We start from the raw sequence: 24,831 nt of genomic DNA on the forward strand, positions 1-24,831 counted from the left end.
TTTCAGCCGGCGCGGCGGATAGGCTCGGCGCGTGTCCGGGGCGGATGCGCGGCGAAGAGATCGTCCATGGCACGGCGGATCTGCGTCAGGGTGAATGGCTTCTCGACGACGCCAAAAACGATGCGGGTCAGGCTCTCGGCCGCTTCCTTCTGCTCCGCATAGCCGGTCATCAGCAGGATCGGCATATCCGGAAAGACAGCCTTGACGGCGTGCGCAAGCTCGATCCCGGTCAAGGCCGGCATGCGGATATCGGACAGGACGGCATCGAACCCGTCATTGTCGGCGGCGATGACTTCGAGCGCTTCCTCGCCATCCGCTGCGGTGACGATGTCGTGGCCTTCGAGGGTAAGGGCGCGCGCTACGAGAAGGCGTATTCCCGCTTCATCTTCGGCGATCAGGATCCTGGCCATCGCTCACTCCGGCAAGTCGGCCCCCATCCCATTGATCGGCATGAGAGATTTCGCAATGCATAGACGCACGGACCAGCAGGTCCGTTCCCCTATTATGCAGAAAATTCTTTCCCAGAACTTTCAGCCGTTGCTCAAATGCAACCCTGACGAAATATTCTGACGATCGAAGCCTATTCGACGACGCGACCGACGAAAGGCAGCTCGCGGAACGCGTGGCCGACATCCATGCCATAGCCGACGACGAAGTAGTCGGGGCAGTCGAAGCCGATATGATCGGCCTCGATTTCGGATTTCCGGCGCATGCGCTTGTCCAGCAGAACGGCGATCTCGGCCCGCGCCGCGCCGCGCTCGAGCATCAGGTCGCGGGCATATTTCAGCGTGCGGCCGGATTCCAGGATATCGTCGACAAGCAGAACCTGCCGGCCCCGCACATCGCTTTCGATGTCGCGCAGGATACGGACCTCACCGCCGACGGTGCCGGCGCCGTAGCTGGACAGGGTTATGAACTCGACTTCCGGGGCAACCCCGGCCCGGTGAAGGGCGCGGATGAGATCGGCCGCGAAGACGAAGGAGCCTTTCAGCACGGAGACGACGAGCAGATCGTCGCTTGAGGTGGCGGCAACCTCGGCTGCGACGCGCTCCACGGCCGAGGCGATCTCGGATTCGGAGTAGAGGGTGTCGATCTGCTTGCCGCGAACTTCGATCATGGAACAGCCGTTTCCATCCTGGATTGACAGGATGACTGCCTACATCGCCACGTCATGGAATGCGAGCCCCACATGCTCAGCCCCTGCAGAAGCGCCCGAGCCTGCGGACCGCTTCCCGGAACGCGGCGGCAAACCCGCGCTTCAGCGGCACGGGGCGCCGCAGCTCCGGGCCGGCTGGCCTGCGAACGGTCCAGCACTCCGCGTCGATGATGCGCCATTGTGGACGGCGGGCGGCGCTGCTGCGAGACGTCTGTGCCATCGACCCTCTCCGGCGCTTCAAAGACGATTGCGAAAAGGTTAACGACGGGTGGTTAATGAACGGTAAAGGAATTGACGTCACACTTCGGGTTGCGTCATGCCCGGCCGTCACCACGGCGTAGGCGGCGGAGGGACAGGATCTTGATCAGGTTCGAGAATGTTGGGCTAAGATACGACATGGGGCCGGAGGTTCTGCGCGACCTCAGCTTCCGCATCGACGCCCAGTCGTTCCAGTTCCTGTGCGGCCCTTCCGGCGCCGGCAAGACAAGCCTGATGCGTATGCTGTTCCTGGCCCTGCGGCCGACGCGTGGCATGGTGACGGTGATGGGGCGCGACGCGGCCACCATGCGCCGCGACGAGCTGCCGGAATTGCGGCGGCGCATCGGCATCGTCTTCCAGGACTTCCGGCTTCTCGACCACCTGACCACCTACGAGAACGTGGCGCTTCCGCTGCGGGTGCGCGGCCGCGAGGAAGCGACCTACCGCCAGGATGTCGTGGACCTTCTGCGCTGGGTCGGCCTGGGCGACCGCATGGACGCGCCGCCCATCGTGCTGTCGGGCGGCGAAAAGCAGCGGGCCGCGATCGCCCGCGCGCTGATCGACCGGCCGGACCTTCTGTTGGCCGACGAGCCCACCGGGAATGTCGATCCGCCGCTTGCGCGCCGGCTGCTGCGCCTGTTTCTGGAGATGCACAGGCTGGGGACTTCGGTTGTCATCGCCACGCACGACGTGAGCCTGATGGAGCAGGCGCCGGCCCGTCGGCTGGTGCTGGCGGACGGGCGGATGAGCATCCATGACTGAGCTGCGCGAACGCCTGGTCTTCGGCTTCGGAACGCTGTCGCGACGGGTGTCGGCGCTGGCGCGGCGATCGGCCGCAAGGCGCCCCGTGCCGATCGTGCCGGCGCGCAGCGTAACGAGCACGGCGCTGATGGCCGTCATCGCCATCATGACCTTCCTTGCCAGCCTGACGCTCGGCGGCGTCCTGATGGTCTCGGACACGGCGCGCGCATGGCGCGACGACATCGCCCGCGAGGCGACGATCCAGATCGAGCCGGAGCCCGGCCTCGATATGCAGGCGGCGATCGGCGAGTTGCAGCTCCTGGCACTGTCGACCCCGGGGGTGACGGCCGCCATGCCCGTCGGCGAGGACGAGGCCGGGGCGATGCTGCGGCCCTGGCTGGGCGGTCTGGACGTGGCCGGTCTGCCCATGCCGCGCATGATCGCGGTGGAAATAGACCCGGCATCGCCGCCGGATTTCGATGCGCTGCGCGAGGCGGTAGAGCGCGCCGTGCCACAGGCGACGCTGGACGATCATCGTATGTGGATGTCGCGCCTCGTCGCCATGGCGCAGGCCACCGTGCTTGCCGGAATCGCCATACTGGTGCTGGTGGTGATCGCGGCCGTGCTGACGGTGGTGTTCGCAACGCGAGGGGCTATGGCCGGCAACCGCCACATCATCGAGGTGCTGCATTTCGTGGGCGCCCGGCATGGCTTCGTCGCGGCACAGTTCCAGCGCCATTTCCTGCGACTGGGGCTGATCGGGGGCGCCATCGGCGGGCTGGCGGCGCTGGGCATCTTCGCCCTGGCAGGCTGGTACGCGGCCCCGGATGCCGTCTCGGCCGAGGGCGATCAGCTTCGAGCCCTGTTCGGAACGTTCAGGCTGGGGCCGTGGGGTTACTTCGCCGTCGCGCTGCTGGCGTTCGCCGCCGCGCTGTTGACGGCACTGACATCGCGCTTCACCGTTCGTGCGCAACTTTCGGAGATGGACATCCTGTCGCCTGCCGGCACGGCTTGAACGGCTTGGAAACCACAAGGCTCGGGCATAGTTCCTTGCTCATATGTACGGATTGGACAGTGTACGCAGGCAGGCACATGCAGGCAGACGGAAACAGGGCGGGGCGCAGGGGCGGTACACGGCCCGGGATGCGCCTTGGCCTGCTTCTGTCGCTGGCGTTCCTTGGCCTTGCCGCCTATCTGGCCGGGGGCTTCCTGCGCTTCGCCAACGACGTGGCGAGCCTGCGGGCGCCGGCGTCCATCGCCGATGTCGGTGGCATCGTGGTGCTGACCGGCGGCGAAATGCGGCTTCAGCAGGCGGTGGATCTGTTGACCAGGGACAGCGGCCAGCGGTTGCTGATCAGCGGCGTCAACCCCGGCACCAGCCTGTCGACGCTGGCGCGCATCACCGGCGGCGACCCGACATTGTTCCAGTGCTGCGTCGACCTGGACTATGCCGCGCTCGACACGATCGGCAACGCGCGCATGACGGTGGAATGGGCGCGGTCGCACGGTATCGACCGGATCGCCCTGGTAACGAGCGACTATCATATTCCGCGGGCGATGACGGAGCTCGGCGGCGTTTCCGGCGCACCGGAGATCGTGCCGTATCCCGTCTCGCCGCAGAAGTTGTGGCGCGCCAATGGTTTCCCGAGCCGGCTGGGCCTCCGGCTGCTGCTGAGCGAGTACGTCAAGGTGCTTGCAGCGCGCGCCCGTCTTGCAACGGGGTTCGACATCGTCGATACGCTGGGGCAGCGCGTGACGTCGCAGGGCCATACCGGCCACGGGTGAAGCGCCGGCCACTCGAGATACAAGCGGGACAGCCATACAGATGATCGCCCTGCGCTCCCTTGCGTTCCAGATCCTGTTCTACGCCAACCTGATCGGGCAGCTTCTGTTCTTCTCCCCGGTCTTTTTCCTGCTGCCCGAGCGGACCTGCTGGCGGATCGTCAAGAACTGGGCACGCTCCTCGCTGTGGCTTTTGCACCGGGTGGCCGGCGCGAGATCCGAGATCGTCGGGCAGGAGCATCTGCCGGCCGGCGCCACCATCATAGCCTCCAAGCACCAGTCCTTCTGGGAAACCTTCGCGCTGGTTCCGGAGCTCGATCGCCCGACCTTCATCCTGAAGAAGGAGCTGATGGCCATACCCGTCTTCGGGGCCTACTGCCGCCGCATGGGGATGATCCCGGTGGACCGCAGCCGTCGCGGGGCCGTGCTGGCCAGCATGCTGGAGGATGTAGAGAAAGCGATGGCCGAAGGGCGGCAGATCATCATCTTTCCGGAAGGCACCCGCAGCGCACCCGGCGCCGCGCCGAACTACCGGCCGGGCATCCATTTTCTCTACAACGCGACCCATGTGCCCGTGACGCCGGTCGCGCTGAATTCCGGGCTGTTCTGGCCGCGTCAGGCCTTCTACCGCCGACCGGGCACCATCCGCGCCGAGTTCCTGCCGCCCATCGAGCCGGGCCTGGACCGCGCGACCTTCCTGGCGCGCCTGACGGACGAGATCGAGGCGCGGTCCATCGCGCTGATCCGGCGGGCCTACGAGGACCAGCCCGAGCTGCCGATGAGCAAGCTTGTGGCAAGCCGACTGGGGCAGGATGGGTTTGCGGCCGGTAACGTCGAAGCTTGAGTCTTTCGGTGGAATGGCCCATAAATGAAAAATTCTGCATGATGACGTTTATATGATCCGCTCTTGATGGCGGACCGACGCCGGGCAAGGGGTGAGCCGATGGCATATGCGGATTTTCTGTCATTTCCCGACCGGGCGCCGACATTGCCCGCCTGGTTCGCCGAGCCACGGGTGCTAAGCCTGGATCGGCATGCCGATCTCGGCGTGCGGCGCAGCGGCAACCTGCGCTTTGCCGCCACTATCGAGACGGCGCCCCTGGCCTTGAGCGAATTCGGTGCAGCCATGCGCTGCTATCCCATCTGCTTCACGCAGGGCGACGACCCCGCGCCTGTGGCGGTCATGGCGCTCGAAAAGGGGCGCAACCTTTTCGTCGATGCGCTCGGCGGCTGGAAGCGAGACCACCATGTTCCCTCCTGCCTCAGCCGATACCCGCTTGCCGCGCTGGCGGGCCATGACGGCAGGATCCGGCTCTACGCCGATTTTTCCAGTGGCCGCCTCGTCCGGATGCGGCCCGGCATGGACGAGGACGTCGACCCCATCTTCGAGCCATCCGGCGGTTTGTCCTCCTTCGGAAAATCGTCGGTCATTCGCAGCCAGCTTGCAGAGCGAAGCCTTGCTGATTCCGCCGAACTGGGGCGGGCGCTTGCCGAGGCAGGCGCCCTGACGCCCTGTAAGGCGCCGGGTATCGGCGATGCCGGACAGGCGCTCCGCGAAGATCTCCTCTGCGTCGACGAGGGGGCCCTGAACAGCCTGCCGGCGGCGCTGCTGGCCGAATTCGCCCGCCGAGGCTGGCTCGAGCCGATCGTCCTGTCCATCGTCTCGCGCCAGAACTGGCACGCCCTGGCCCAGATGGCCCATCGATACAACCCGACGGGGCGCGCCCGCGCCGCCTGAGGGCGTCGTCTAGAACGGGCGCGGCCCCATCAGCTCCGCGTCGGCCCGTGCCGGTGCATCGGCGTAGCCGGACACAGCAAGGTTGAAGGCCCGGGCACCGGAGGTGTCGGCGCCGGGCCAGACCGGCCGGACAAGGCCGCCCTCCATCAGCAGCACCAACGACTGGTTCAAAAGCCCGGGCCGGCCGGAAAACGGCTGGAGACGCTGCAACTCGTCGAAGCTCCGGTCGCCTGCCGCGAAGGCGTCGAGAAGCGGAGCGAAGATCGCGGCGGCGCCCTCCACGGGCCCCACCCGGGTCTGAACCGTGACGGCACCGCCGGCAATGTCCGCCATGCGGCGGAACCGCAAGCCGGCAAGCGCCTCCATATGAGCCTGGGGGGTAAGTGGCCGGCCGTTCTTCACATAGAGATCGCGGCGCAGGGCCTGGTCCCGGGCGATGTCCTTCAACACTTCGCGCAGGGGCACGCGATCGAGCCCGTCCAGCGCGGCGAGGCAATCCTGAGGCAGGGACATGCGGTCGACATTCTCGATGGGGGTGGCGCTGCCGGCGAAGGTGCATCCGCGCGCCGCCATCGCTGCGATCACATCGCCGCTCGACAGGGGCTCGAACGTATCGCCTGCCAGTTCGTGAGCGATATAGGCATCGGGCTGGTTCGCCAGACTGTCCCATGATGTCCCGGCCTGGGGATGGGCGAGGAACAGGCCCGCGCCACGCCGCATGCGCGCCAGAAGCGGCCGGGTCTTGTCAAGGCGCTCCATCGGCGTGCCACCCGGCGCCGCGGCCCGCATCGCGGCGTTGAGCGCGGAGAAGGTGGAGGCGCCCGGCTGGCAGGCATAATGAAGATAGGCGATGCCTCCATCCTTCAACGCCGCGCCGACAAACCGGAAGATCGCTTCGCGGACATCCGCCGGCACCCAGGACAGGACGCCATGCACGACGACGATATCGTAGGTGCGGGGCGGGTTCTCCGCGAGCCGGCGGATGTCGGCGGTGGCGAAGCGGATATTGCCGAGGCCGGCGCTGTCCGCCAGCCGTCCCGCCATTTCGATATGGCCCGCATCGGCATCGAAGCCATCGACCTCGGCGGACGGCACGGACGCCGCTGTCAGCGCCGCCGAATAGCCGGTGCCGCAAGCCAGGTCGCAAATGGCGAGCGGGCCGGCGGCCGGATGGCGGAAACCCAGCATGGCGGCAAGCGCCAGGAGCCATCCCGGAGAGGTCTCCCGCCAGGCGGTATGGATATAGGCTTGCGTGCGCGGCAACATTGCAACGCCCCCTCGATCGTGGCCGGACCCTGCCCGTCAACGATGCGTGACCAGCAATGTTGCCTTTTGGCATCACAAGTCACCAGTTGCAATAGTTGAGTATCCGAATCTACTTTTAGGTTTCGGGCTCCTGTGTCACATGGGAGCGAACCTGAAAGTCCGGGCAGTAGCCGCCGCCAGTCGCCACGGTTTTCCATTCCAGTTCTTCACCGGATCCCGGCTTCTCCCAAAAGCCGGGAAACGGCCTGCCTATGGAGATTCACCATGTCGCGTACTCTTTCCAGCCGAACCGTCCTTCGCTCCGGTACCGCCCTCGGGCTGCTCGTCGCGCTTTCCGGGCCGATCGGCCACGCCGCAGCCCAGGAAGGGGTCGTTGCGCAGGAACAGATCGAGGAAGGCGAAAGCGTCCTTCCGGCGGGCGAGGCCATCGCGCTCGACGAGGTGCTGGTGCTTTCCGCGGACGAACAGTTGAAGCAGGCGCCGGGCGTTTCGATCATCACGGCCACCGACATCGATCATCGGCCGCCGGTCAACGATCTGTCCGACATCATCCGCCGGCAGCCGGGCGTGAATCTCACGGGCAACTCGGCCTCGGGCGTGCGAGGCAACAACCGTCAGATCGATATTCGCGGCATGGGGCCGGAAAACACCCTGATCCTGATCGACGGCAAGCCTGTCCTGTCGCGCAATGCCATAAGGTACGGCCGCTCCGGCGAGCGTGACACGCGTGGCGATTCGAACTGGGTGCCGCCCGAGGCGGTGGAGCGCATCGAGGTGCTGCGCGGCCCGGCCGCCGCACGCTACGGCTCCGGCGCTGCCGGCGGTGTCGTCAACATCATCACCAAGCGTCCGGCCGAGCAGAGCGTCACCGTTTCTAGCTACGTCAACATTCCGCAGCACTCGGAAGAGGGCAAGACCTTCCGCGGCAACGTTTTCGCGGGCGGGCCACTGGGGCAGGACTTCGCCTATCGGGTCTATGGCAGCTACAGCAAGACCGACGCCGACGACCCGGCGATCAACGCCGAAGCGGCGCTGTTGCCGACCGACATTCCAGCCGGACGCGAGGGAGTCGTCAACAAGGACGTGCGCGGCGTACTGACCTGGTACGCCAACGAGTCCAACGAGTTCGAATTCGAGGCGGGCTACAGCCGGCAGGGCAACATCTTTACCGGCGACCGGCAGCTTTCCGGCACGACGGATGTCATCGAGGAACTGGCCGGCCAGGGCGAGGAGACCAACACGCTCTACCGGACCACGCTGGCGCTGACGCATCGCGGCAATTACGAGTTCGGCACCTCGAACTCCTATGTGCAATGGGAGAACACCCGCAACAACCGCTTCCTGGAGGGAACGGCCGGAAGCGGTGAAGGGGCGATCAGCAGCAATCTGGAGAAGGGCACGATCACGCTCGACAACTGGGCGGCGAAGTCGGAGTTCAACATCCCCTTCACCTATCACTTCGACCAGAACGTCACGGTGGGCGCCGAATTCCGCGGCGAGTACATGGACGACCCCGTGTCGCTGCGACAGGGGGTTGCCAGTGGCGTGGTCATCCCGGGCGTCCCGTCCAATCCCGCCGAACGCGACTCAAAGATCGACGCGCAGCTCTATGGCCTGTATCTCGAGGACAATATCCACGTCACGGACAAACTGATCGTGACGCCGGGCATAAGGGGCGATTATCACAGCGAGTTCGGCGGCAATGCCAGCCCCAGCCTCAACGCCTCCTACGACCTGACCGACGAGATTTCGCTGAAGGCGGGTATCGCCCGCGCCTTCAAGGCGCCGAACCTGTACCAGCTGAACGAGAACTACGTCTATTTCACCATGGGCAATGGCTGCCCCATCAACTTCCCGTCGCTCGGGCTCGGGTGCTACGTCATCGGCAATCCCGACCTGAAGGCCGAGACGAGCGTCAACAAGGAAGTCGGCATCAACTACATCAACGACGCCGGATGGCAGGCGGGCCTGACCTACTTCCACAACGACTACAAGGACCGCATCACGGCGGGCGTGGTGCCGGTGGGTATTCTGGGGCGTGCGCAGCTTTTCCAGTGGGACAACACGCCGAAGGCGGTACTGTCCGGGCTCGAGGGCAACCTGCTGGTGCCGCTGCTGGACACCGTGAACTGGCGCACCAATGCCACCTACATGCTGGAATCGGAAGACAAGGAAACCGGCAATCCGCTGTCCCTCGTGCCGGAATACACGATCAACACCGCGCTGGAATGGCAGGCCACGGAGCGCCTGTTCACCGCCCTGACACTCACCCATTACGGCAAGACGGAAGCGCCGTCCCGTAACGTCGTGACAGGCAGCCTCGCCGCCAATACGGACGACCTCGATCCCTATACGCTGGTGGGCTTCAACGTGGACTTCCAGGCCAACGAGCAATTGCGGATCGGCGCCGGCGTCAGCAACATCTTCGACGAGCGGCTGTTCCGCAAAGGCAGCGGCAACGCGGCCGGCGCCGCGACCTTCAACGAACCCGGCCGCTCCTTCTACCTCAGGGTCAGCACGACGTTCTGAGGCGGCGGGCGGCGAAATATCCGCACGCACACCTTGTGCCACCGTGTTCCCCGCACCTATGAGTGGGGAGCACGAGGGGGAACGACATGATCGATATCGCAATGGGGGAGGCGATCTGGCTCGCCTTGGCGCTTCTGGCCGGTGGGGCGGTCACCGGCCTCCTGGCCGGGGTATTCGGCGTCGGCGGCGGCGCCGTGGCGGTGCCGATCCTGTACGAGCTCTTCCGCATCCTGGGCGTTCCGGAAGATGTGCGCATGCCGCTGTGCATCGGCACATCCCTCGCCATCATCATCCCGACCTCGATCCGCTCCTTCAGCGCGCACCGGCGGCGCGGCGCGGTGGACATGTCGATCCTGAAAGTATGGGCGATACCGGTGGTACTGGGCGTTGCAGCCGGCAGCTTCATCGCCCGCTATGCCCCGGCCGACCTGTTCAAGATCGTCTTCATCGTCGTGGCGGGCATATCGGCCGTCAAACTCCTGTTCGGCCGGGAAAGCTGGCGCCTCGGCCTGGACATGCCCGGCCGAGTGGTGATGGTGATCTATGGCTGGATCATCGGCATCCTGTCGGCATTGATGGGCATCGGCGGCGGCCAGCTTTCGTCGCTTTTCATGACCTTCTACAGCCGCCCCATCCATCAGGCTGTGGCAACCTCGTCGGGGCTTGGCGTCATCATCTCCATTCCCGGGACGATCGGCTACATCTATGCCGGCTGGCCGGCGGCGGCACAGTTCCCCGGTGTCGCGGCGCTGCAGCCCCCGCTTGCATTCGGCTACGTCTCGGTGATCGGCTTCGCGCTGTTTTCCGTCACCAGCGTCATCACCGCGCCGATGGGCGCCGCGCTGGCCCACAGGCTGAACAAGAAGCGGCTGGAAATGGCCTTCGGCGTCTTCCTGCTGCTGATCTGTGCGCGTTTCCTCTATTCGCTTTTCGCCTGAGGTAGATTTCGATGGTCGCGATCGACATCGCAACGCGCGTCTGGAACCATACGTTCAAGCTGGATCCGATCATCCGGAGCCTTCTCGATACCGATTTCTACAAGCTCCTGATGCTGCAGCTCATCTGGGGCCGCTATCGCGATACGCAGGTCACCTTCGAGCTGATCAACCGGACGGCCTCGGTGCGCATCGCCGACGAGATCGACGAAGCGGAGCTGCGCGCCCAACTGGACCATGCGCGCACGATCCGCTTCTCCAAGCGCGAGATGATCTGGCTGGCCGGCAACAGCTTCTACGGCAAATCGCAGATCTTCCGCTCCGACTTCCTGGACTGGTTGAGCGGCTTCGAATTGCCGCCCTACGAACTCAGCCGGCGCGACGGCCAGTATGAGCTGCAGTTCCATGGCCCATGGACCCATACGATGATGTGGGAGATCCCGGCGCTCGCCATCATCAACGAGCTGCGCTCGCGCGCGGCGATGCGCGGCTTCAAGCGCTTCGAGCTGGACGTGCTCTACGCGCGCGCCAAGACGAAGATGTGGGAGAAGGTCGAGCGGCTGGCCGAGCTTCCCGATATCCGCATCTCGGATTTCGGCACGCGCAGGCGCCATTCCTTCCTGTGGCAGCGCTGGTGCGTGGAAGCGTTGAAGGAAAAGCTCGGAAGCCGCTTCTCCGGCTCGAGCAACGTGCTTCTGGCCATGGAAACCGACCTTGAGGCCATCGGCACCAACGCGCACGAGCTGCCGATGGTGGCCGCCGCGCTTTCGACGGACGACGCCAGCCTTCGCGAAGCGCCCTATCGCATGATGCAGGAGTGGCAGGACTGGTACGACGGCAACCTTCTGGTGGTGCTGCCCGATACATTCGGAACCCGGTCTTTCCTGGACAATGCGCCGGACTGGGTTGCCGACTGGACAGGCTTCCGGCCCGATTCCGCGCCGCCCATCGATGGCGGGGAGACGATCATGGACTGGTGGCGGCAGCGCGGGGTGGACCCCAGGGAGCGACTTCTGGTCTTTTCCGACGGGCTCGATATCGAGACCATCGAGGAAACCTACCGCCATTTCCATGGCCGCGTCCGCATGAGCTTCGGCTGGGGCACGAACCTGACCAACGATTTCAGGGGCGTCGCGCCTGAGCCGACCAACGGGCTGAAGCCCATTTCGCTCGTCTGCAAGGTCAAGGATGCGAACGGCCGCCCGGCGGTGAAGCTGTCGGACAACCCGGCCAAGGCGACGGGGCTGCCCTCCGAAATCGAGCGGTATCGCCGCGTCTTCGGAACCGAAGGGGCCATTCCACGCAAGGTGGAAGTTTAAGAAAAATCTTTCTCGCAATAGGATGGTTTCTGCGGCATGAACGCCTCGTATGCCGCCAGAACGTCCAGATAACGCCAAAGGCCGAACGACATGAACGCTATCGTCAAGCCGCAGGATGAGGCGCAGCCGGTATTCCCTGTGCCCGCGAACGTCTTCGCCGAGACGGTGACGGAAGTCCACCACTATACGGACAGCCTGTTCCGCTTCCGCATGACGCGGCCGGCCAGCTTCCGGTTCCGGACCGGCGAGTTTGCCATGATCGGCCTTCCCAATGCCGAAAAGCCGGTGTTTCGGGCCTATTCCATCGCCAGCCCGTCCTGGGACGAGGAACTGGAATTCTTCTCGATCAAGGTGCCGGGCGGCCCGCTGACCGAGCATCTGCAGAAGATCAAACCGGGCGATACGGTGCTGATGCGCAAGAAGCCCACGGGAACGCTCGTGCTCGACGCGCTCATTCCGGGCCGGCGCCTGTACCTGTTCTCGACCGGCACGGGCATCGCGCCGTTCGCCGGGGTCATCCGCGATCCCGAGACCTACGAGAAGTTCGAGAAGGTCATCCTGACGCACACGACCCGCGAGACCGCGGAACTGCAGTACGGCAAGGATCTCGTGGCTTCCATCGCGGAAGACGAGATCCTGTCCGAGATCGTCGGGGACAAGCTTCTCTATCATGGGTCGGCCACCCGCGAGGGCGAGCCGCGCGGCCAGCGCATCACGACCATGATCGAGAATGGCTCGCTGTTCTCCGGCCTCGGCCTGCCGCCGCTGGACCCGGCCATCGACCGCGCCATGATCTGTGGCTCCATGGCGATGCTGAAGGATACGGCGGCACTCCTGGAGAAGGCCGGCCTGGAGGAAGGGGCCAACAACAAGCCCGCCACCTACGTGGTTGAACGCGCCTTCGTCGATTGATAGCAAGGGGCGGGGTGCCGCAGTGCGGCGCCCTTCTCGCAACGCTTTAAACGGGGGCACGCCGTGCGCGCCATCTTCGTCCAGTTCAAGTGCCGGCCGGGCCGGGCCTATGCCGTGGCCGAAGCCCTCGTCGAGACGGTGGAGGAACTGTCGGAGGTTTATTCCACGTCCGGCCAGTTCGACCTGATCGCGAAGTTCTATCTCGATCCCGACAGCGATACGGGGCATTTCGTGACGGAGCGGCTGCAGACGGTGGACGGCGTGTCGGACACGTTCACCACCGTCGCCTTCAAGGCGTTCCGGTAGTTTTCCCCGGCCGAATCGGGAAATCTTCCCGAAATCGTTTCCGAAATTCCCTTGGCCTTCCCATGATGGTGCGGACGGCATAGCGTTTGCCCCGGGCACCGATGCGTCTTGAGGGAGGATAGCGTGACACGTAGCCTGGTCGCGTTGACACTGGCCCTGACGGTCCTGCCGGGCATTGCCCTTGCGCACGGCCCGTCGCGGCAGAAGCATGCCACGTCCATCGAAGTCGACATGGCGCCGGCCGCCGTATGGCAGAAGATCGGCAATTTCGACGATCTGTCGTGGAATCCGCTGGTTGCCTCGGTCAAGGCCGAACCCGGCAACGCGGTGAACAGCGTGCGCGAGGTCACGTTGAAGGATGGCGGTGTCCTGCGACAGGAGCTTTACAAATACGATGCCAAGCGCATGAGCTACCAGATCCAGATGCCCGAGGTGGACACCGCGGTCCTGCCCGTGACCAATTACAGCGAGTTCCTGACGGTAAAGCCCGTGGCCGGAAGCGAGAAATCCGAAATCGAGATCCGCAGCGCCTATTACCGGGGTTATCCGAACAACGAGCCGCCGGAAAACCTCAATGACAAGGCCGCCAACGATGCCGTCGCGGCCATGCAGGAAAAGGTTGTGGAGGGGCTGAAGGCCAGCCTGGAAAACGGGTCCTGATCCCATGTCGGCGTCGGTCCTTGGCTGCATGGCGCTGGCGGCCGCCCTCCTGACGGCAACACACGCCCGGGCGGACACGGCCTATGTCACCAACCAGTCGAGCGATGATCTGTCCGTCGTGGACCTGACGTCCATGCGTGTCGTGGCGACCATTCCCATCGGCGGCAAGCCCGCGGGTGTCGCCGTGCCGCCGGATGGGCGCCATGCCTATGTGACCAGCCCGGAATCCGGGACGCTCACCGTAATCGACACCGCGGCGGCCAGTGTTGCCCGCCGCATCGAGGTGAAGGGCGGGCCGCTGGGTGTCGCGGTGCATCCATCGGGGGCGCCGGTCTATGTGGCGGACTGGTATGACCATCGATTGTCGGTCGTAGACCCCAGGGATGGGCGCATCGTCGCCGAGGTGGCGACCGGCCTTTCGCCATCGGGCGTCGCGGTATCGCCGGACGGCAAGCTGGTCGTGACGGCAGACCGGGATTCCAACCGGATCTCCGTTTTCGAAACCGGCGGAATGTCGCTCGTGGGAACCGTCGCGGTGGGCGAGCGCCCGTTCGGCGTCGAGTTCTCGCCCGATGGCCGCCGGCTGCATGTCGCCAACGTCGTCTCCAACGACGTCAGCGTCGTCGATGTGGCCTCGCTGACGATACTGGCCAGCGTGCCCGTCGGCGACAGGCCCTATGCGACGGCCACCGCATCCGGCCAGGTCTTCGCTACCGACCAGCACGGTGCGACGGTGAGCGTCTTCGACGCCGAAACCTTCGCGCCCACCGGGACGGTCGATGTCGGGGAATATCCGGAGGGCATCGCGGCTGCCGGGGATGGACGCGCGCTCTATGTCGTCAACTGGTTCGACAATACGTTGATGAAGATCGATGCTGTGACGTTGCAGCGTGTGGGCGAGGTGACGGTGGGCGACGGCCCGCGCGCCTTCGGCAAGTTCGTCGCCTATGACGGCGGACAGGGGAGGTCCGAATGAAGAAGCGATCCACCGGCCGTGTGGCCATCCTGGCATGGGGGCTGGCCGCCGCACCCTCACAGGCCATCACGACCGACTATCCGACGGATGCCGTTGCCGACTACGTCTTTGCCTGCATGCAGACCAACGGACAGACGCAGCAGGCGCTGCGCCAGTGCGCCTGCTCGTTCGACGTGGTCGCCTCGATCGTTCCATACGACCGCTATGTCGAAGCCAGCACCTATCTGTCGATGGGGCAGGTGACCGGTGAAAAGGGCGTGGTCTTCCGCACGTCCGCCCCGGCGAAAGCTGCCATCGGCGATCTACGCCGCGCGCAGGCCGAGGCCGAGGTGCGCTGCTTCTGACCGGCCGTCAGCCCTCGCCGGGGCTGAACGCCCGGGCGAAGGTCTGCCCTTCGGTGTCCGATGCGATCACCTTGAACACGCCATCCGGCCCGTCGTAGCGGAAGCGGAAATTCGGGTCCTCGGAAATACTGATCCCACCGCTCATGGACAGGAACGGCTTGTCGTCCAGCCGGATTTCCAGGTCGGAAACGAAGTGCGCCGGAATGTAGAGATGCGTTACCTGATCGCGCTGCAGCCCGGAATTGTTGGGATGGCGGATCATCAATTGGGCTTCCTGCGTCTGGCCGTTCGCCGCTTCCAGCAGCCGTCGCAGACGCATCTCGCCCAGGGTCGACGCGGCCTCGGCAGGGTTGCGGGCCGCAGGCGCGGCGCAGCCGCCCGATGCCTTCACATAGACGACCGACTCGTGCAGCGATCCGTCGGCCGTCTCGGCAACGGCCCGCACATTGCTGTAGGCGTTGATCCGCAACCGCGTTTCGATGGAGCGGATGCCCGTATCCGGCCCGAGCGTGAAGGTGGCGGCGACGGGCGCCGGGTTTTCATCGACGATGAGTGTCAGCTGCCTGATCGCCGCATCTTCGGATAGCCGGATGACAACGGGCACGACCGCCGGGTCGGTGGCCCGGGACGGCGCTTCCAGCGCGACGACGCGATCGTCCGCGATGGCCCGATCCCCGAAAATGGCGCCCTTCAACTCGCTCCAGCTATCGGCCGCATAAGCTGGCCGGGCCCCCGCCGCGACCGACAGGCACAGGACGAGCGCGGCAAGAGCCGCCCTTGAAAGGCGGTTGATAGGCATGGCGGCCATGTCCGATCCTCCCGATCGACGGTGCCCATCATGAATGTGGCGTGCCGCGACGAAATTGGGAAGCCTATTCCCATTCGAGCTCGGTGAAGGCGGCGGAAACGTTCTGACCCTGATACGCATCGAAAAGCGCCCATCGATCCCGTTCGGACGCCGCGGCGCCCGCCTGGGCGGCGCCGATCGAACCGCCGGACGCGATCTGCGCCCTGATGTCGCGGGCAAGAACGGCAAGGTAACGGGACTCGTCCTGGAGCGCATCCGGCCAGGGCCGTGGAGCGGGGCCATGACCGGGCACGACCTGCCGGGCAGGAAGGGCCGCCAGCCGCGGCCAGGCGGCGATCCAGCCTTTCAGGCTGCCATCGAGCGTCGGCACGTGATCGACGAAAACGAGATCGCCGGCGATCAACGTCCCGGACGCCTCGTCAAGCACGGTCAGGTCGCTCGCCGTATGGGCGACCGGCCAGGATGTCAGCCGCAGCCGCCGGTTGCCGAGGTCGATGATACGATCGCCCTCCACCACCTCGTCGGCGACGGGGAAAAAGAACGCCTCCGGATCACCGGCCTGCCGCCGAACTTCGAGATCGCGGTAGAAGTCGCGGCGCGGCGCAATGGAGGCTTCGTACCCTGCATGCGCGATCACGGTTGCCCCCGCTTCCACCAGCGGGCCGGATCCGGCGACATGATCGGGATGCATATGCGTCAGAATCAGCCAGCCGACCGGCTTGTCCGTTACCGTCCGGATCGCGGCCAGCGTGGCCTGCCCGACAGCCCGGCTGCCGCCGGCATCCACGACCGCCACCATGTCGTCGCCGACGACGAAGGCGATGTTGGAGGTGTCGCCCTGATTCGCGCTGTCCGGCAGCGCGACATGGCCGACATGGATGTACAGGCCAGGCTCTGCCTCGTAAAACTCGATGGGCTCGGCGGCTTGCGACAAACCCATGCCGCAGGACATCAGGACGGCCGCAAAGGCCTGCGCTGCTTGAAATCGGGAAAAAGTCCATGTCGGATTCTGGATACGAATCATAATAGAATCTTTCCATTAGGCGGAAGCAAAGGGGGCTGGGAAACAATTCAAGGTTGCATCTCCGGACCCCAGACGCTCAACCGAAGTTCATCGAGCCCGCCGATGCCAGCTTAGACCTCTGTCCATCCGGCCGGTTCAAAGCCGATCTTCGATATGGCGCTTCGTTTAGACACGATTTAATCTTGTATTGATGGGCGTTGTCGACGACATTTACTTACATTATTTTTTATAATGCGATGCAACGATATATCTGTTTGCATTGCAGCAACACTTTCTTGCAATTGATACTTGCACAATCGGAAAACTCGGCCTAGCCTCATCCTTGGTTTCCGGCTTCAAGGCTGTCGATGTTGGGAGCGTCGACAGATCTCGAAGGCCTCGGTAGGGCGAACTTTAACGGTGCCCACCAGGACCCCTATTGGCGGTCGTGACACGCTGCCGGAAACCGTCCCCAATAAACATTGCGATGTTGTTCGTGCGGTTCCGCGACCGCGCTTGGCTTGCTGATGCTTGCTTTGGGAGGAATCCGTGCTGAAATCCATCACGAAGGCGGCCGCCGCCTCGACAATGCTGCTTGCCCTGAGTTCCGGTGCGGGGGCCAACGACGCCCTGGCCGAACTCGGCAAGGATACCGCCAACTGGGTCATGCAGTCGGGCGACTACGCCAATACCCGGTACTCGCCGCTCAAGAACATCGACAAGGACAATGTGGGCGATCTCCAGGTCGCCTGGTCGTTCTCGACCGGCGTCCTGCGCGGCCATGAAGGCGGCCCCCTCGTGATCGGCGACACGATGTTCGTGCATACGCCATTCCCCAACATCGTCTATGCGCTCGACCTTTCCGAGGACGGCGCCATCAAGTGGAAATACGAGCCCCGTCAGGATGCCAACGTCATCCCCGTCATGTGCTGCGACACCGTCAACCGCGGCGTCGCCTATGTCCCGGCCGAGGGCGATCAGCCGGCCAAGGTGATCCTGCATCAGGCCGACACCTCGGTGGTCGCGCTCAATGCCGAGACGGGCGAGCAGCTATGGTCGGTCAAGAATGGCGACGCATCCAAGGGCGAAACCGGCACGGCCGCGCCGCTTGTGGTGAAGGACAAGGTCTATATCGGGATTTCCGGCGGTGAATTCGGCGTGCGCGGCTCGCTGACCGCCTACAACCTGAAGGACGGTTCCGTTGCCTGGCGCGCCTATTCGACCGGGCCAGACGAGGAGATGCTCTTCGATCCGGAAAAGACGACCGAACTCGGGAAGCCGGTGGGCAAGGACTCGTCCCTGAAGACGTGGGAAGGCGATCAGTGGAAGATCGGCGGCGGCACGACCTGGGGCTGGTTCTCCTACGATCCGGACACCAACCTCGTCTATTACGGCTCGGGCAACCCGTCGACCTGGAACCCGTCGCAACGCCCTGGCGACAACAAGTGGTCGATGACGATTTTCGCCCGTGATGCCGACACCGGCATGGCAAAGTGGGTCTACCAGATGACGCCCCATGACGAGTGGGATTTCGACGGCGTCAACGAGATGATCCTGGCGGATATTCCGGTGGACGGACAGGAGCGCAAGGCGCTCGTGCATTTCGACCGGAACGGCTTCGCCTACACGCTCGACCGGGTAAGCGGCGAGTTGCTGGTGGCCAAGAAGTACGACCCGGTGGTGAACTGGGCGACCGAAGTGGTGATGGACAAGAATTCCGACCAGTACGGGCGGCCACAGGTGGTGGACCAGTACTCGACGGAATTCAACGGTGAGGACGTCAACACCACGGGCATCTGTCCGGCGGCCCTGGGCACCAAGGACCAGCAGCCGGCTGCCTTCTCGCCGGACACGGGCATGTTCTATGTTCCGACCAATCACGTCTGCATGGATTACGAGCCGTTCCGCGTGGCCTACACGGCCGGACAGCCGTATGTCGGCGCAACCCTGTCGATGTATCCGGCGCCCGACAGCCATGGCGGCATGGGCAATTTCATCGCCTGGGATGCGGGCACGGGCGAGATCAAATGGTCGATCCCCGAAAAGTTCTCGGTATGGTCGGGCGCCTTGGCCACTGGCGGCGGCGTCGTCTTCTACGGAACGCTGGAAGGCTACCTGAAGGCTGTCGACGCGGAAACGGGCAAGGAGCTGTACAGCTTCAAGACGCCGTCCGGCATCATCGGCAACGTCACGACCTACGAGCGTGACGGGCAGCAGTACGTGGCCGTCCTGTCGGGCATCGGTGGCTGGGCCGGAATCGGCCTCGCGGCTGGCCTGACCGATGCCAATGACGGCCTCGGCGCGGTCGGCGGCTATGCTTCCCTGTCCCGATATACGGCACTGGGCGGGCAGCTCACCGTCTTCACCGTACCCGACCAGACAGCCTCCGCCACCGATGCCAATTGAGATCAGAGACGGTTTGTCGATGAAGAGAGTAATCATGGCATTTGCCGGCGTCGTCCTCCTCACAATGGGGACGGCGTCGGCCCAGCAGCCTTCGGCCCATCCGTCACTCGACACCGTCAATAACGGTGCCGAGGCGACGGAGGGCGAGAACGGCAAGTTCGAGGATTCCGCCGGGGTGCCGACCTATTCGCTCCAGGAGGATGGGACCGCCGATTTCTATACCTGGCGCGGCTACAAGAAATACACGGCCAACTGCATGCAGTGCCATGGCCCGGACGGGCAGGGGTCGTCCTTCGCGCCCAACCTGACGGACTCCCTCAAGCAGATGGACTACTACGCCTTCACCGGCGTCGTCGTCGGTGGTCAGCAGAACGTCTGGAACACCAGCGGCAACTCGGTCATGCCGGCCTGGGGCGAAGACAAGAACGTCATGTGCTATCTCGATGCCATCTACGTGTACCTCAGGGCCCGTACGGACGGCGTCGTCGGCAAGGGAGAGCCGAAGCGTCCGCCGATCAACGAAGCGGCGCGCGCGGCGGAAAACGAATGCCTCGGCTTCTGACCTGCGTGATGGCGCTCGTGGTGGCCGGCGCCTTCGCACCGGCTTCCGCCCGCGCGCAGGACAGGGATTTCGGCGGCGCCATCGAGCTGGTCGATCCGGATGTGCTGCGCGTCTGCGCCGACCCCAATTCCATGCCCTATTCCAACCAGAAGGGCGAAGGGTTCGAGAACGAGCTTGCGACCTTCCTGGCGGGCAAGCTCGGCCGCAAGTCGGTCAGCTATACCTATTTCCCGCAGGCAACCGGCTTCGTGCGGATGACGCTCGGCCTGCACCGCTGCGATATCATCATGAGCTATCCGCAGGGCGACGAGCTGGTCCAGAACACCAACGCCTATTACCGCACCGCCTATGCGCTCGTGTATCGCAAGGGCAGCGGGCTCGACGGCGTCGATACGCTTGAGGACGCGCGGCTGAAGGACAAGACGGTCGGCGTTGTGGCCGGCACCCCGCCGGCCACCTTCATCGCCAAGGCCGGTCTGATGGGCAAGGCCAAGGGTTACCAGCTGATGGTCGATACGCGGATCGACAATTCCGCAGCCGACATGATGGCGGATCTGGAAAACGGCGTCATCGATGCAGCCGTGCTCTGGGGCCCGCTTGCCGCTTATCAGGCCCGCAGGGGCGGCAACGACTACGTCGTCGTGCCGCTGCTGAAAGAGCCGCGCGGACCCGCGATGGTGTTTCGCATCACGATGGGCGTCCGGCCGAGCGACCAGGAGTGGAAGCGAACCTTGAACCGGGTGATCGCGGAGAACCAGGACGAGATCAACAAGATCCTGTTGTCCTACGGCGTCCCGCTGCTGGACGAGCAGAACCGGCCCATCACTCCGGTGCAGGGCGGATAAGGCCATGCGGCGCTCCGCACCAGCCATGCTGGCGCTGCTGTCGGTGATCTTCGGCGCGCAGGCGGGCGCTGAGGTGAGCGAACCCGGCGATTATCGTCGCTCCGACTATCGTGCGCCCACACCGGTCACGCTGGCCGGGGCGCGCGTATTGACCACCGGGGAAGCGGTCGCGCTCTGGCGCGACGGAGAGGCGGTGTTCGTCGATGTGCTCCCGCGCGCGCCGAAGCCCGCCAAGCTGCCGGAAGGGACCATCTGGCATTCCGCGCGTCGAGACGCCATTCCGGGCTCCATCTGGCTTGCCGATACGGGCTATGGCGATCTCGCCCCGCAGGTGGAGCGCTACTTCAGCGAGGGACTCGCGAGGGCCAGTGGTGGCGACCCGGCGCATCCGCTGGTCTTCTATTGCCAGCGGGATTGCTGGATGAGCTGGAATGCCGCCCGGCGCGCCATCGCGATGGGCTACACCTCCGTCGCATGGTATCCGGAGGGCACCGACGGCTGGTCGGAGGCCGGGCAGCCCATGCAGCCGCACGAGCCGCAATAGGCGACACCGCCGCCGCCGGGCGGCATCGGGAAACTCCCGCCAAATTGCCGGAACCTCGCCTTGCCAAGCAGGGTCGCAAGGCAAGATAGATGACCGTCGGGACGCGACGGGATTCGACTGTGAGGGACTGGGCATGAGTATCGGACTGATCGCGCTTCTGGACGACATCGTCGCCCTGACCAAGGTTGCGGCGGCATCGCTGGACGATGTCGCGGCGCAGGCGGCGAAGGCCGGCGCCAAGGCGGCCGGCGTCGTCATCGACGATGCGGCGGTGACGCCGCGCTACGTCGTCGGCTTTTCCGCCGACCGGGAGCTTCCCATCGTCTGGCGTATCGCCCGTGGCTCGCTGATCAACAAGCTGCTCTTTCTTCTGCCCGGTGGGCTTGTGCTGAGCAGCTTCGCGCCGTGGGCGATCACGCCCCTCCTGATGCTGGGCGGACTCTACCTCGCTTATGAGGGTGCGGAAAAAGTCTACGAGAAGATCGCCCCGCACAAGGCGCACAAGCACGAGGCGAAGATCGGCACCGTCGCCCCCGATGCACGGACGCTGGAAGACGAGCGCGTTGCCAGCGCCATCAAGACGGACTTCATCCTGTCGGCCGAGATCATGGCGATCACCTTGGCGGGCCTTGGACCGGACACCGTGTGGATGCGCGCGGCCGTGATGGCGGTGGTGGCCATCGGCATCACGGTCGCCGTCTATGGTGCCGTTGCGCTGATCGTGAAGGCCGACGACGTCGGCCTGGCGATGGCCAGACGCGGCAATGGAGCGTTGGCCACGATCGGGCGGGGACTGGTGCGCGGCATGCCGGGCTTCCTCAAGGGGCTCGCCATTCTCGGTACGGCTGCGATGGTCTGGGTGGGCGGCGGAATCATCGTCCACAGCCTGGCCGGCTATGGGATCGCCGCGCCCGAACATTTCATCCACGATATCGCCGTAGCCGCGGGCGGCCTCGTGCCTGCAGCGTCCGGCGCGGTGACCTGGGCGGTCACGGCCATCGGATCGGGCGTCGTCGGCCTTGCCGCCGGCTTCGCGTTGATTCCGATCGTCGAGAAAGTCCTCGGGCCCCTCTGGAAGGCGGCGACGGGCCTGCGCTCCATCAAGGAGAAGAAAGCCTAGCGAGGTCTGGCCGCCGGTCGGCCGGGCGTCCATAATGGCCGCATGAACACGAACCATCCGGGCGTTACGGTCGAGGAGGACGGCATCATGCTGGATGCCGGCTTCCTGGCCGCGCGTTTTTCCCTCACCGAGGCGCAGATGCGCGGCCTGATGGCCAGGCGGTTGGTGCAGAGCCGCGTGGAACGCGGCGAGGGCGAGGATGTCGGCCGCTGGCGGTTGACCGTGCGGATCGGCAACCGCGTCTGGCGCGGTGTCGTGGCGGCGGATGGCGCCCTGCAGTCGGAATCGATGGGCCTGTCGCCCGCCAGGTCTATCGATCGTTTGCCGCAAAATCCCTGAGCACCCGGCCGAGCGCGAACATGCGCTGCTCGATCAGGACAGGCACCTCGCAGACATATGTCAGGGATTGGCGGCGCTCGTCGAAGATCCGGGTCTGCCAAAGGAGCGCCTCCTGCTCCCGGGCGACTTCGTTCTGGTCGGGCGTGGGTTGGCTCATCAACCTGTCGAACTTCGCCGTCTCGGCGCGGATGCTTTCGGCAAGGGTCTTCTGCTTGCCGGCATAGCGGCCGATGCCGTTGATGACGTCGGCCCGCTCGCGGTTCAATTCATGCAGCAGATCGATGAAGACCGTTTCGGCGGCGGCCCTGCGCCGTTCCGGCGGCAACGCCGACAGATGGTCGGTCAGGCGCTGGCGCGCATCGGGAATCGGCACGCGACGCTGGGCGATCTCGCGGACAAGCTGGCGTTCGGCCGGCGTGCGCTCCTGCTCTACGGCGGTTTCAGGCGGGGCGGGCCAGATCTGCGCGGCGTCCATCCGCGCAACCTTGCGCTGGATGCAGGGCCAGTCGGCGCTGCCATGATGCTCCGGCGCGGCCAGGACGGGGTTTGCGGCGGCATTGCCCGTGGGGGGCGGACCGGGCAGGACGAAGCCTTCGGGAATGTCGCGCGGGGCCGGCGCCTGGGCCAGCGCCAGGGTGGGGAGGAGCCAGAGCCCGCAGGCGATGAGGGCGGGAATGCGCATTAGGCATCTCCTGTTCAGCTTGCGGGACGCGCCTCGCCCTTGCGGGCGATCGTTCCGCGCATGGGGTCGTAGGCAAGGACGGCAAGGCCCAGAAAGGCCGCCGTGCAGGCCGTGACGATGGCGAGGGCGGGTAGATTGAGCTGTCCGTACAGCGCGAAGCGGATCAGCTCGACCGCATGGGTGAAGGGGTTCAACTGGCAGATGTGGTAGAGCAGCGGCGAGGACTCCCGCACCCGCCACAGCGGGTACAGCGCCGACGAGGCGAAATACATCGGGAAGATGACGAAGTTCATCACGCCGGCGAAATTCTCGAGCTGGCGCACCAGTGACGACAGCAGCATGCCGAGCGCGCCCAGCATCAGGCCCGACAGGATAATGGCGGGCAATACGGTGAGGTAGCCGAGCTCGGGCGGACGGACGCGCCAGAACCAGGCGATGGCGAGGAACACGTAAGCCTGCAGCACTGCGACCATCACCCCCGCCGCAAGCTTGGACACCAGCAGGAACCAGCGGGGCAGCGGGCTGACGAGCAACGTCTTCATCGAGCCGGATTCGCGGTCATAGACCATCGACAGCGAGGATTGCATGCCGTTGAACAGGAGGATCATGCCGATCAGCCCCGGCGTTATGAAGACCTCGTAGAGAATGTAGGTGCGGTAGGGCGGAATGATGGAAACGCCCAGCACCTGCCGGAAGCCGGCGGCGAAGATGAAGAGCCAGAGCAGCGGGCGCACCAGGGCGGAGACGAACCGCTCGCGCTGGTGCAGGAAGCGCAGCGCCTCGCGCACCACGATTCCGGAGAAGCAACGCCAGTAGACGATCATGGCGCCCTCGCAGCCTGCACGGGCGCAAGCGCCGTCAGTCTTGCGAAGGCCTCGCCGATGGAGCCGGCGCCCTCCGCTTCGATCACGTCGCGGCAGCCGCCTTCGGCCAGGACCTGGCCGCGATGCAGCACCACGACGCGGTCCTCATCCTCGATCTCGTCGATGAGGTGGGTTGCCCACAGCACGCTGACACCTTCTTCGCGCACCAGCCGGCGCACGGTGCGGATGATCTCCGCCCGAGAGGCGATGTCCAGCCCCACCGTCGGCTCATCCAGCAGGATCAGGCGCGGTCGATGCATGTAGGCCCGGACGATTTCCACCCGTCGCAACTGGCCGCCGGACAAGGCGCGCCCCTTGTCGCGCAGGCGGTCCAGAAGTTCCGATCCGTCCAGGATCTCGCGCGCCCGCGCCCGCGCCTCGCGCCCGGACATACCGTGCAGGGCGGCATGATAGGCAAGGTTCTGGCCGATCGACAGATCGAGATCCAGCGTCCTGCCCTGGAAGACCACGCCCAGATGCCGCAACGCGTGCCCAGGGTGCCGCGACAGATCGTGGCCCAGGATGCGGATCGTGCCTTCGCGCGCGTTGAACAGGCGGGTGACGAGAGAGAAGAGCGTGCTCTTGCCGGCCCCGTTGGGGCCGATCAGCGCAGTGAAGCTGCCCTGCGGCACGACGAAGGACACCTCGTCGAGCGCGCGCCGCCGGCCATAGGCATGGCCGACGCCGTCGACTTCCAGCGCCTGCGGGCGGGTCGCTGTTGCGGAGGGCGGCACGAT

General features: G+C 65.2%; 28 protein-coding genes. 19 read left to right on the forward strand and 9 right to left on the reverse strand.

Annotated elements, in window-relative coordinates:
- Positions 1-2 precede the first annotated feature (2 nt).
- From IGS74_RS05565 to IGS74_RS05575, 3 genes are all read right to left on the reverse strand, one after another.
- The gene (locus IGS74_RS05565) at positions 3-410 is read right to left on the reverse strand and encodes a response regulator (RefSeq protein ID WP_192390024.1); all 408 of its coding nucleotides are present in this window, start codon (positions 408-410) and stop codon (positions 3-5) included.
- Positions 411-580: 170 nt separating this feature from the next.
- Positions 581-1,117 (reverse strand): hypoxanthine phosphoribosyltransferase, encoded by a 537-nt coding sequence (gene hpt, locus IGS74_RS05570; RefSeq protein WP_192390026.1) that lies wholly within the window; start codon positions 1,115-1,117, stop codon positions 581-583.
- 76 nt (positions 1,118-1,193) lie between these two features.
- Positions 1,194-1,376 carry a hypothetical protein gene (locus IGS74_RS05575; RefSeq protein ID WP_192390028.1) on the reverse strand — a complete coding sequence of 61 codons (183 nt, stop codon included), beginning with the start codon at positions 1,374-1,376 and terminating at the stop codon, positions 1,194-1,196.
- 140 nt (positions 1,377-1,516) lie between these two features.
- Between IGS74_RS05575 and ftsE the strand changes: the two genes are divergently transcribed.
- The 5 genes from ftsE (at position 1,517) to IGS74_RS05600 (ending at position 5,675) form a co-directional block, all read left to right on the forward strand.
- Positions 1,517-2,176, forward strand: coding sequence for a cell division ATP-binding protein FtsE (gene ftsE, locus IGS74_RS05580; protein ID WP_192390030.1), 660 nt, complete (start codon positions 1,517-1,519; stop codon positions 2,174-2,176).
- On the forward strand, positions 2,169-3,170 hold the full coding sequence (locus IGS74_RS05585; protein ID WP_192390032.1) for an ABC transporter permease: 1,002 nt from the start codon (positions 2,169-2,171) through the stop codon (positions 3,168-3,170). Before ftsE ends, IGS74_RS05585 begins: the two co-directional genes overlap by 8 nt.
- A gap of 77 nt (positions 3,171-3,247) precedes the next feature.
- Positions 3,248-3,940, forward strand: a complete 693-nt coding sequence (locus IGS74_RS05590) for a YdcF family protein (RefSeq protein ID WP_052194497.1) — start codon at positions 3,248-3,250, stop codon at positions 3,938-3,940.
- Between the two features lie 40 nt (positions 3,941-3,980).
- Positions 3,981-4,781: a lysophospholipid acyltransferase family protein gene (locus tag IGS74_RS05595; protein WP_192390034.1), complete on the forward strand. Its 801-nt coding sequence runs from the start codon at positions 3,981-3,983 to the stop codon at positions 4,779-4,781.
- A gap of 99 nt (positions 4,782-4,880) precedes the next feature.
- The gene (locus tag IGS74_RS05600; RefSeq protein ID WP_192390036.1) at positions 4,881-5,675 is read left to right on the forward strand and encodes a SapC family protein; all 795 of its coding nucleotides are present in this window, start codon (positions 4,881-4,883) and stop codon (positions 5,673-5,675) included.
- A gap of 9 nt (positions 5,676-5,684) precedes the next feature.
- Here the strand turns inward: IGS74_RS05600 and IGS74_RS05605 are convergent, their stop codons facing one another.
- Positions 5,685-6,941 carry a class I SAM-dependent methyltransferase gene (locus IGS74_RS05605; RefSeq protein WP_192390038.1) on the reverse strand — a complete coding sequence of 419 codons (1,257 nt, stop codon included), beginning with the start codon at positions 6,939-6,941 and terminating at the stop codon, positions 5,685-5,687.
- Positions 6,942-7,205: 264 nt separating this feature from the next.
- Here IGS74_RS05605 and IGS74_RS05610 point away from each other — a divergent pair, with 264 nt between their 5' ends.
- The 8 genes from IGS74_RS05610 to IGS74_RS05645 all read left to right on the forward strand — a co-directional run bounded on the left by IGS74_RS05610 (position 7,206) and on the right by IGS74_RS05645 (position 14,922).
- A complete protein-coding gene (locus tag IGS74_RS05610) occupies positions 7,206-9,470 on the forward strand; it encodes a FepA family TonB-dependent siderophore receptor (protein ID WP_192390040.1) in 2,265 nt (754 codons plus the stop codon).
- Positions 9,471-9,556: 86 nt separating this feature from the next.
- Positions 9,557-10,408: a sulfite exporter TauE/SafE family protein gene (locus tag IGS74_RS05615; protein WP_192390042.1), complete on the forward strand. Its 852-nt coding sequence runs from the start codon at positions 9,557-9,559 to the stop codon at positions 10,406-10,408.
- A gap of 11 nt (positions 10,409-10,419) precedes the next feature.
- On the forward strand, positions 10,420-11,724 hold the full coding sequence (pncB, locus tag IGS74_RS05620; protein WP_192390044.1) for a nicotinate phosphoribosyltransferase: 1,305 nt from the start codon (positions 10,420-10,422) through the stop codon (positions 11,722-11,724).
- A gap of 90 nt (positions 11,725-11,814) precedes the next feature.
- Complete coding sequence (locus IGS74_RS05625) at positions 11,815-12,636, forward strand: ferredoxin--NADP reductase (protein ID WP_192390046.1); 822 nt, start codon at positions 11,815-11,817, stop codon at positions 12,634-12,636.
- A gap of 63 nt (positions 12,637-12,699) precedes the next feature.
- Entirely contained in the window at positions 12,700-12,942 is a 243-nt protein-coding gene (locus IGS74_RS05630; RefSeq protein ID WP_192390048.1) for an Lrp/AsnC ligand binding domain-containing protein, read from the forward strand.
- Between the two features lie 123 nt (positions 12,943-13,065).
- Entirely contained in the window at positions 13,066-13,602 is a 537-nt protein-coding gene (locus IGS74_RS05635; protein WP_082015955.1) for an SRPBCC family protein, read from the forward strand.
- Positions 13,603-13,606: 4 nt separating this feature from the next.
- Positions 13,607-14,578, forward strand: coding sequence for a beta-propeller fold lactonase family protein (locus IGS74_RS05640; protein WP_192390050.1), 972 nt, complete (start codon positions 13,607-13,609; stop codon positions 14,576-14,578).
- Positions 14,575-14,922: a hypothetical protein gene (locus IGS74_RS05645; protein ID WP_192390052.1), complete on the forward strand. Its 348-nt coding sequence runs from the start codon at positions 14,575-14,577 to the stop codon at positions 14,920-14,922. Before IGS74_RS05640 ends, IGS74_RS05645 begins: the two co-directional genes overlap by 4 nt.
- Positions 14,923-14,929: 7 nt before the next feature.
- Here the strand turns inward: IGS74_RS05645 and IGS74_RS05650 are convergent, their stop codons facing one another.
- Together IGS74_RS05650 and IGS74_RS05655 are read right to left on the reverse strand one after the other, a co-directional pair.
- Positions 14,930-15,730 (reverse strand): quinoprotein dehydrogenase-associated SoxYZ-like carrier, encoded by an 801-nt coding sequence (locus IGS74_RS05650; protein WP_192390054.1) that lies wholly within the window; start codon positions 15,728-15,730, stop codon positions 14,930-14,932.
- A gap of 64 nt (positions 15,731-15,794) precedes the next feature.
- Complete coding sequence (locus IGS74_RS05655; protein ID WP_192390056.1) at positions 15,795-16,670, reverse strand: quinoprotein relay system zinc metallohydrolase 2; 876 nt, start codon at positions 16,668-16,670, stop codon at positions 15,795-15,797.
- A 651-nt stretch (positions 16,671-17,321) separates the two neighbouring features.
- Between IGS74_RS05655 and IGS74_RS05660 the strand changes: the two genes are divergently transcribed.
- The 6 genes from IGS74_RS05660 to IGS74_RS05685 all read left to right on the forward strand — a co-directional run bounded on the left by IGS74_RS05660 (position 17,322) and on the right by IGS74_RS05685 (position 22,549).
- A complete protein-coding gene (locus IGS74_RS05660; RefSeq protein WP_192391407.1) occupies positions 17,322-19,139 on the forward strand; it encodes a methanol/ethanol family PQQ-dependent dehydrogenase in 1,818 nt (605 codons plus the stop codon).
- 34 nt (positions 19,140-19,173) lie between these two features.
- Positions 19,174-19,701: a c-type cytochrome, methanol metabolism-related gene (locus tag IGS74_RS05665; RefSeq protein ID WP_246722972.1), complete on the forward strand. Its 528-nt coding sequence runs from the start codon at positions 19,174-19,176 to the stop codon at positions 19,699-19,701.
- Complete coding sequence (locus IGS74_RS05670; RefSeq protein WP_192390058.1) at positions 19,686-20,546, forward strand: substrate-binding domain-containing protein; 861 nt, start codon at positions 19,686-19,688, stop codon at positions 20,544-20,546. The genes IGS74_RS05665 and IGS74_RS05670 overlap by 16 nt, the downstream gene beginning before the upstream one ends.
- A 25-nt stretch (positions 20,547-20,571) precedes the next feature.
- On the forward strand, positions 20,572-21,090 hold the full coding sequence (locus IGS74_RS05675) for a PQQ-dependent catabolism-associated CXXCW motif protein (protein WP_246723119.1): 519 nt from the start codon (positions 20,572-20,574) through the stop codon (positions 21,088-21,090).
- Positions 21,091-21,223: 133 nt separating this feature from the next.
- Positions 21,224-22,210, forward strand: a complete 987-nt coding sequence (locus IGS74_RS05680) for a DUF808 domain-containing protein (protein ID WP_192390062.1) — start codon at positions 21,224-21,226, stop codon at positions 22,208-22,210.
- A gap of 42 nt (positions 22,211-22,252) precedes the next feature.
- A complete protein-coding gene (locus tag IGS74_RS05685) occupies positions 22,253-22,549 on the forward strand; it encodes a DUF6522 family protein (protein ID WP_192390064.1) in 297 nt (98 codons plus the stop codon).
- Here the strand turns inward: IGS74_RS05685 and IGS74_RS05690 are convergent.
- Genes IGS74_RS05690 through IGS74_RS05700 form a run of 3 tightly spaced genes read right to left on the reverse strand, consistent with a single transcriptional unit; the run spans position 22,521 to position 24,828 of the window.
- A complete protein-coding gene (locus IGS74_RS05690; protein WP_192390066.1) occupies positions 22,521-23,231 on the reverse strand; it encodes a hypothetical protein in 711 nt (236 codons plus the stop codon). The two genes, IGS74_RS05685 and IGS74_RS05690, sit on opposite strands and share 29 nt — an antisense overlap.
- Before the next feature lie 14 nt (positions 23,232-23,245).
- On the reverse strand, positions 23,246-24,055 hold the full coding sequence (locus IGS74_RS05695; protein ID WP_192390068.1) for an ABC transporter permease: 810 nt from the start codon (positions 24,053-24,055) through the stop codon (positions 23,246-23,248).
- Entirely contained in the window at positions 24,052-24,828 is a 777-nt protein-coding gene (locus IGS74_RS05700) for an ABC transporter ATP-binding protein (protein WP_192390070.1), read from the reverse strand. Before IGS74_RS05700 ends, IGS74_RS05695 begins: the two co-directional genes overlap by 4 nt.
- Between the last annotated feature and the right edge of the window lie 3 nt (positions 24,829-24,831).

The organism is Aureimonas sp. OT7 (assembly GCF_014844055.1).
GTDB classification, from domain to species: Bacteria; Pseudomonadota; Alphaproteobacteria; order Rhizobiales; family Rhizobiaceae; genus Aureimonas; species Aureimonas altamirensis_A.

Excerpts from the sequence above, each read along its gene's own strand:
- IGS74_RS05565 (WP_192390024.1), bottom strand. The coding sequence starts at position 410 with ATGGCCAGGATCCTGATCGCCGAAGATGAAGCGGGAATACGCCTTCTC.
- hpt (WP_192390026.1), bottom strand. The coding sequence starts at position 1,117 with ATGATCGAAGTTCGCGGCAAGCAGATCGACACCCTCTACTCCGAATCC.
- IGS74_RS05575 (WP_192390028.1), bottom strand. The coding sequence starts at position 1,376 with ATGGCACAGACGTCTCGCAGCAGCGCCGCCCGCCGTCCACAATGGCGC.
- IGS74_RS05585 (WP_192390032.1), top strand. The coding sequence starts at position 2,169 with ATGACTGAGCTGCGCGAACGCCTGGTCTTCGGCTTCGGAACGCTGTCG.
- IGS74_RS05590 (WP_052194497.1), top strand. The coding sequence starts at position 3,248 with ATGCAGGCAGACGGAAACAGGGCGGGGCGCAGGGGCGGTACACGGCCC.
- IGS74_RS05595 (WP_192390034.1), top strand. The coding sequence starts at position 3,981 with ATGATCGCCCTGCGCTCCCTTGCGTTCCAGATCCTGTTCTACGCCAAC.
- IGS74_RS05600 (WP_192390036.1), top strand. The coding sequence starts at position 4,881 with ATGGCATATGCGGATTTTCTGTCATTTCCCGACCGGGCGCCGACATTG.
- IGS74_RS05605 (WP_192390038.1), bottom strand. The coding sequence starts at position 6,941 with ATGTTGCCGCGCACGCAAGCCTATATCCATACCGCCTGGCGGGAGACC.
- IGS74_RS05610 (WP_192390040.1), top strand. The coding sequence starts at position 7,206 with ATGTCGCGTACTCTTTCCAGCCGAACCGTCCTTCGCTCCGGTACCGCC.
- IGS74_RS05615 (WP_192390042.1), top strand. The coding sequence starts at position 9,557 with ATGATCGATATCGCAATGGGGGAGGCGATCTGGCTCGCCTTGGCGCTT.
- pncB (WP_192390044.1), top strand. The coding sequence starts at position 10,420 with ATGGTCGCGATCGACATCGCAACGCGCGTCTGGAACCATACGTTCAAG.
- IGS74_RS05625 (WP_192390046.1), top strand. The coding sequence starts at position 11,815 with ATGAACGCTATCGTCAAGCCGCAGGATGAGGCGCAGCCGGTATTCCCT.
- IGS74_RS05640 (WP_192390050.1), top strand. The coding sequence starts at position 13,607 with ATGTCGGCGTCGGTCCTTGGCTGCATGGCGCTGGCGGCCGCCCTCCTG.
- IGS74_RS05645 (WP_192390052.1), top strand. The coding sequence starts at position 14,575 with ATGAAGAAGCGATCCACCGGCCGTGTGGCCATCCTGGCATGGGGGCTG.
- IGS74_RS05650 (WP_192390054.1), bottom strand. The coding sequence starts at position 15,730 with ATGGCCGCCATGCCTATCAACCGCCTTTCAAGGGCGGCTCTTGCCGCG.
- IGS74_RS05655 (WP_192390056.1), bottom strand. The coding sequence starts at position 16,670 with ATGGGTTTGTCGCAAGCCGCCGAGCCCATCGAGTTTTACGAGGCAGAG.
- IGS74_RS05660 (WP_192391407.1), top strand. The coding sequence starts at position 17,322 with ATGCTGCTTGCCCTGAGTTCCGGTGCGGGGGCCAACGACGCCCTGGCC.
- IGS74_RS05665 (WP_246722972.1), top strand. The coding sequence starts at position 19,174 with ATGGCATTTGCCGGCGTCGTCCTCCTCACAATGGGGACGGCGTCGGCC.
- IGS74_RS05670 (WP_192390058.1), top strand. The coding sequence starts at position 19,686 with ATGCCTCGGCTTCTGACCTGCGTGATGGCGCTCGTGGTGGCCGGCGCC.
- IGS74_RS05675 (WP_246723119.1), top strand. The coding sequence starts at position 20,572 with ATGCTGGCGCTGCTGTCGGTGATCTTCGGCGCGCAGGCGGGCGCTGAG.
- IGS74_RS05680 (WP_192390062.1), top strand. The coding sequence starts at position 21,224 with ATGAGTATCGGACTGATCGCGCTTCTGGACGACATCGTCGCCCTGACC.
- IGS74_RS05685 (WP_192390064.1), top strand. The coding sequence starts at position 22,253 with ATGAACACGAACCATCCGGGCGTTACGGTCGAGGAGGACGGCATCATG.
- IGS74_RS05690 (WP_192390066.1), bottom strand. The coding sequence starts at position 23,231 with ATGCGCATTCCCGCCCTCATCGCCTGCGGGCTCTGGCTCCTCCCCACC.
- IGS74_RS05695 (WP_192390068.1), bottom strand. The coding sequence starts at position 24,055 with ATGATCGTCTACTGGCGTTGCTTCTCCGGAATCGTGGTGCGCGAGGCG.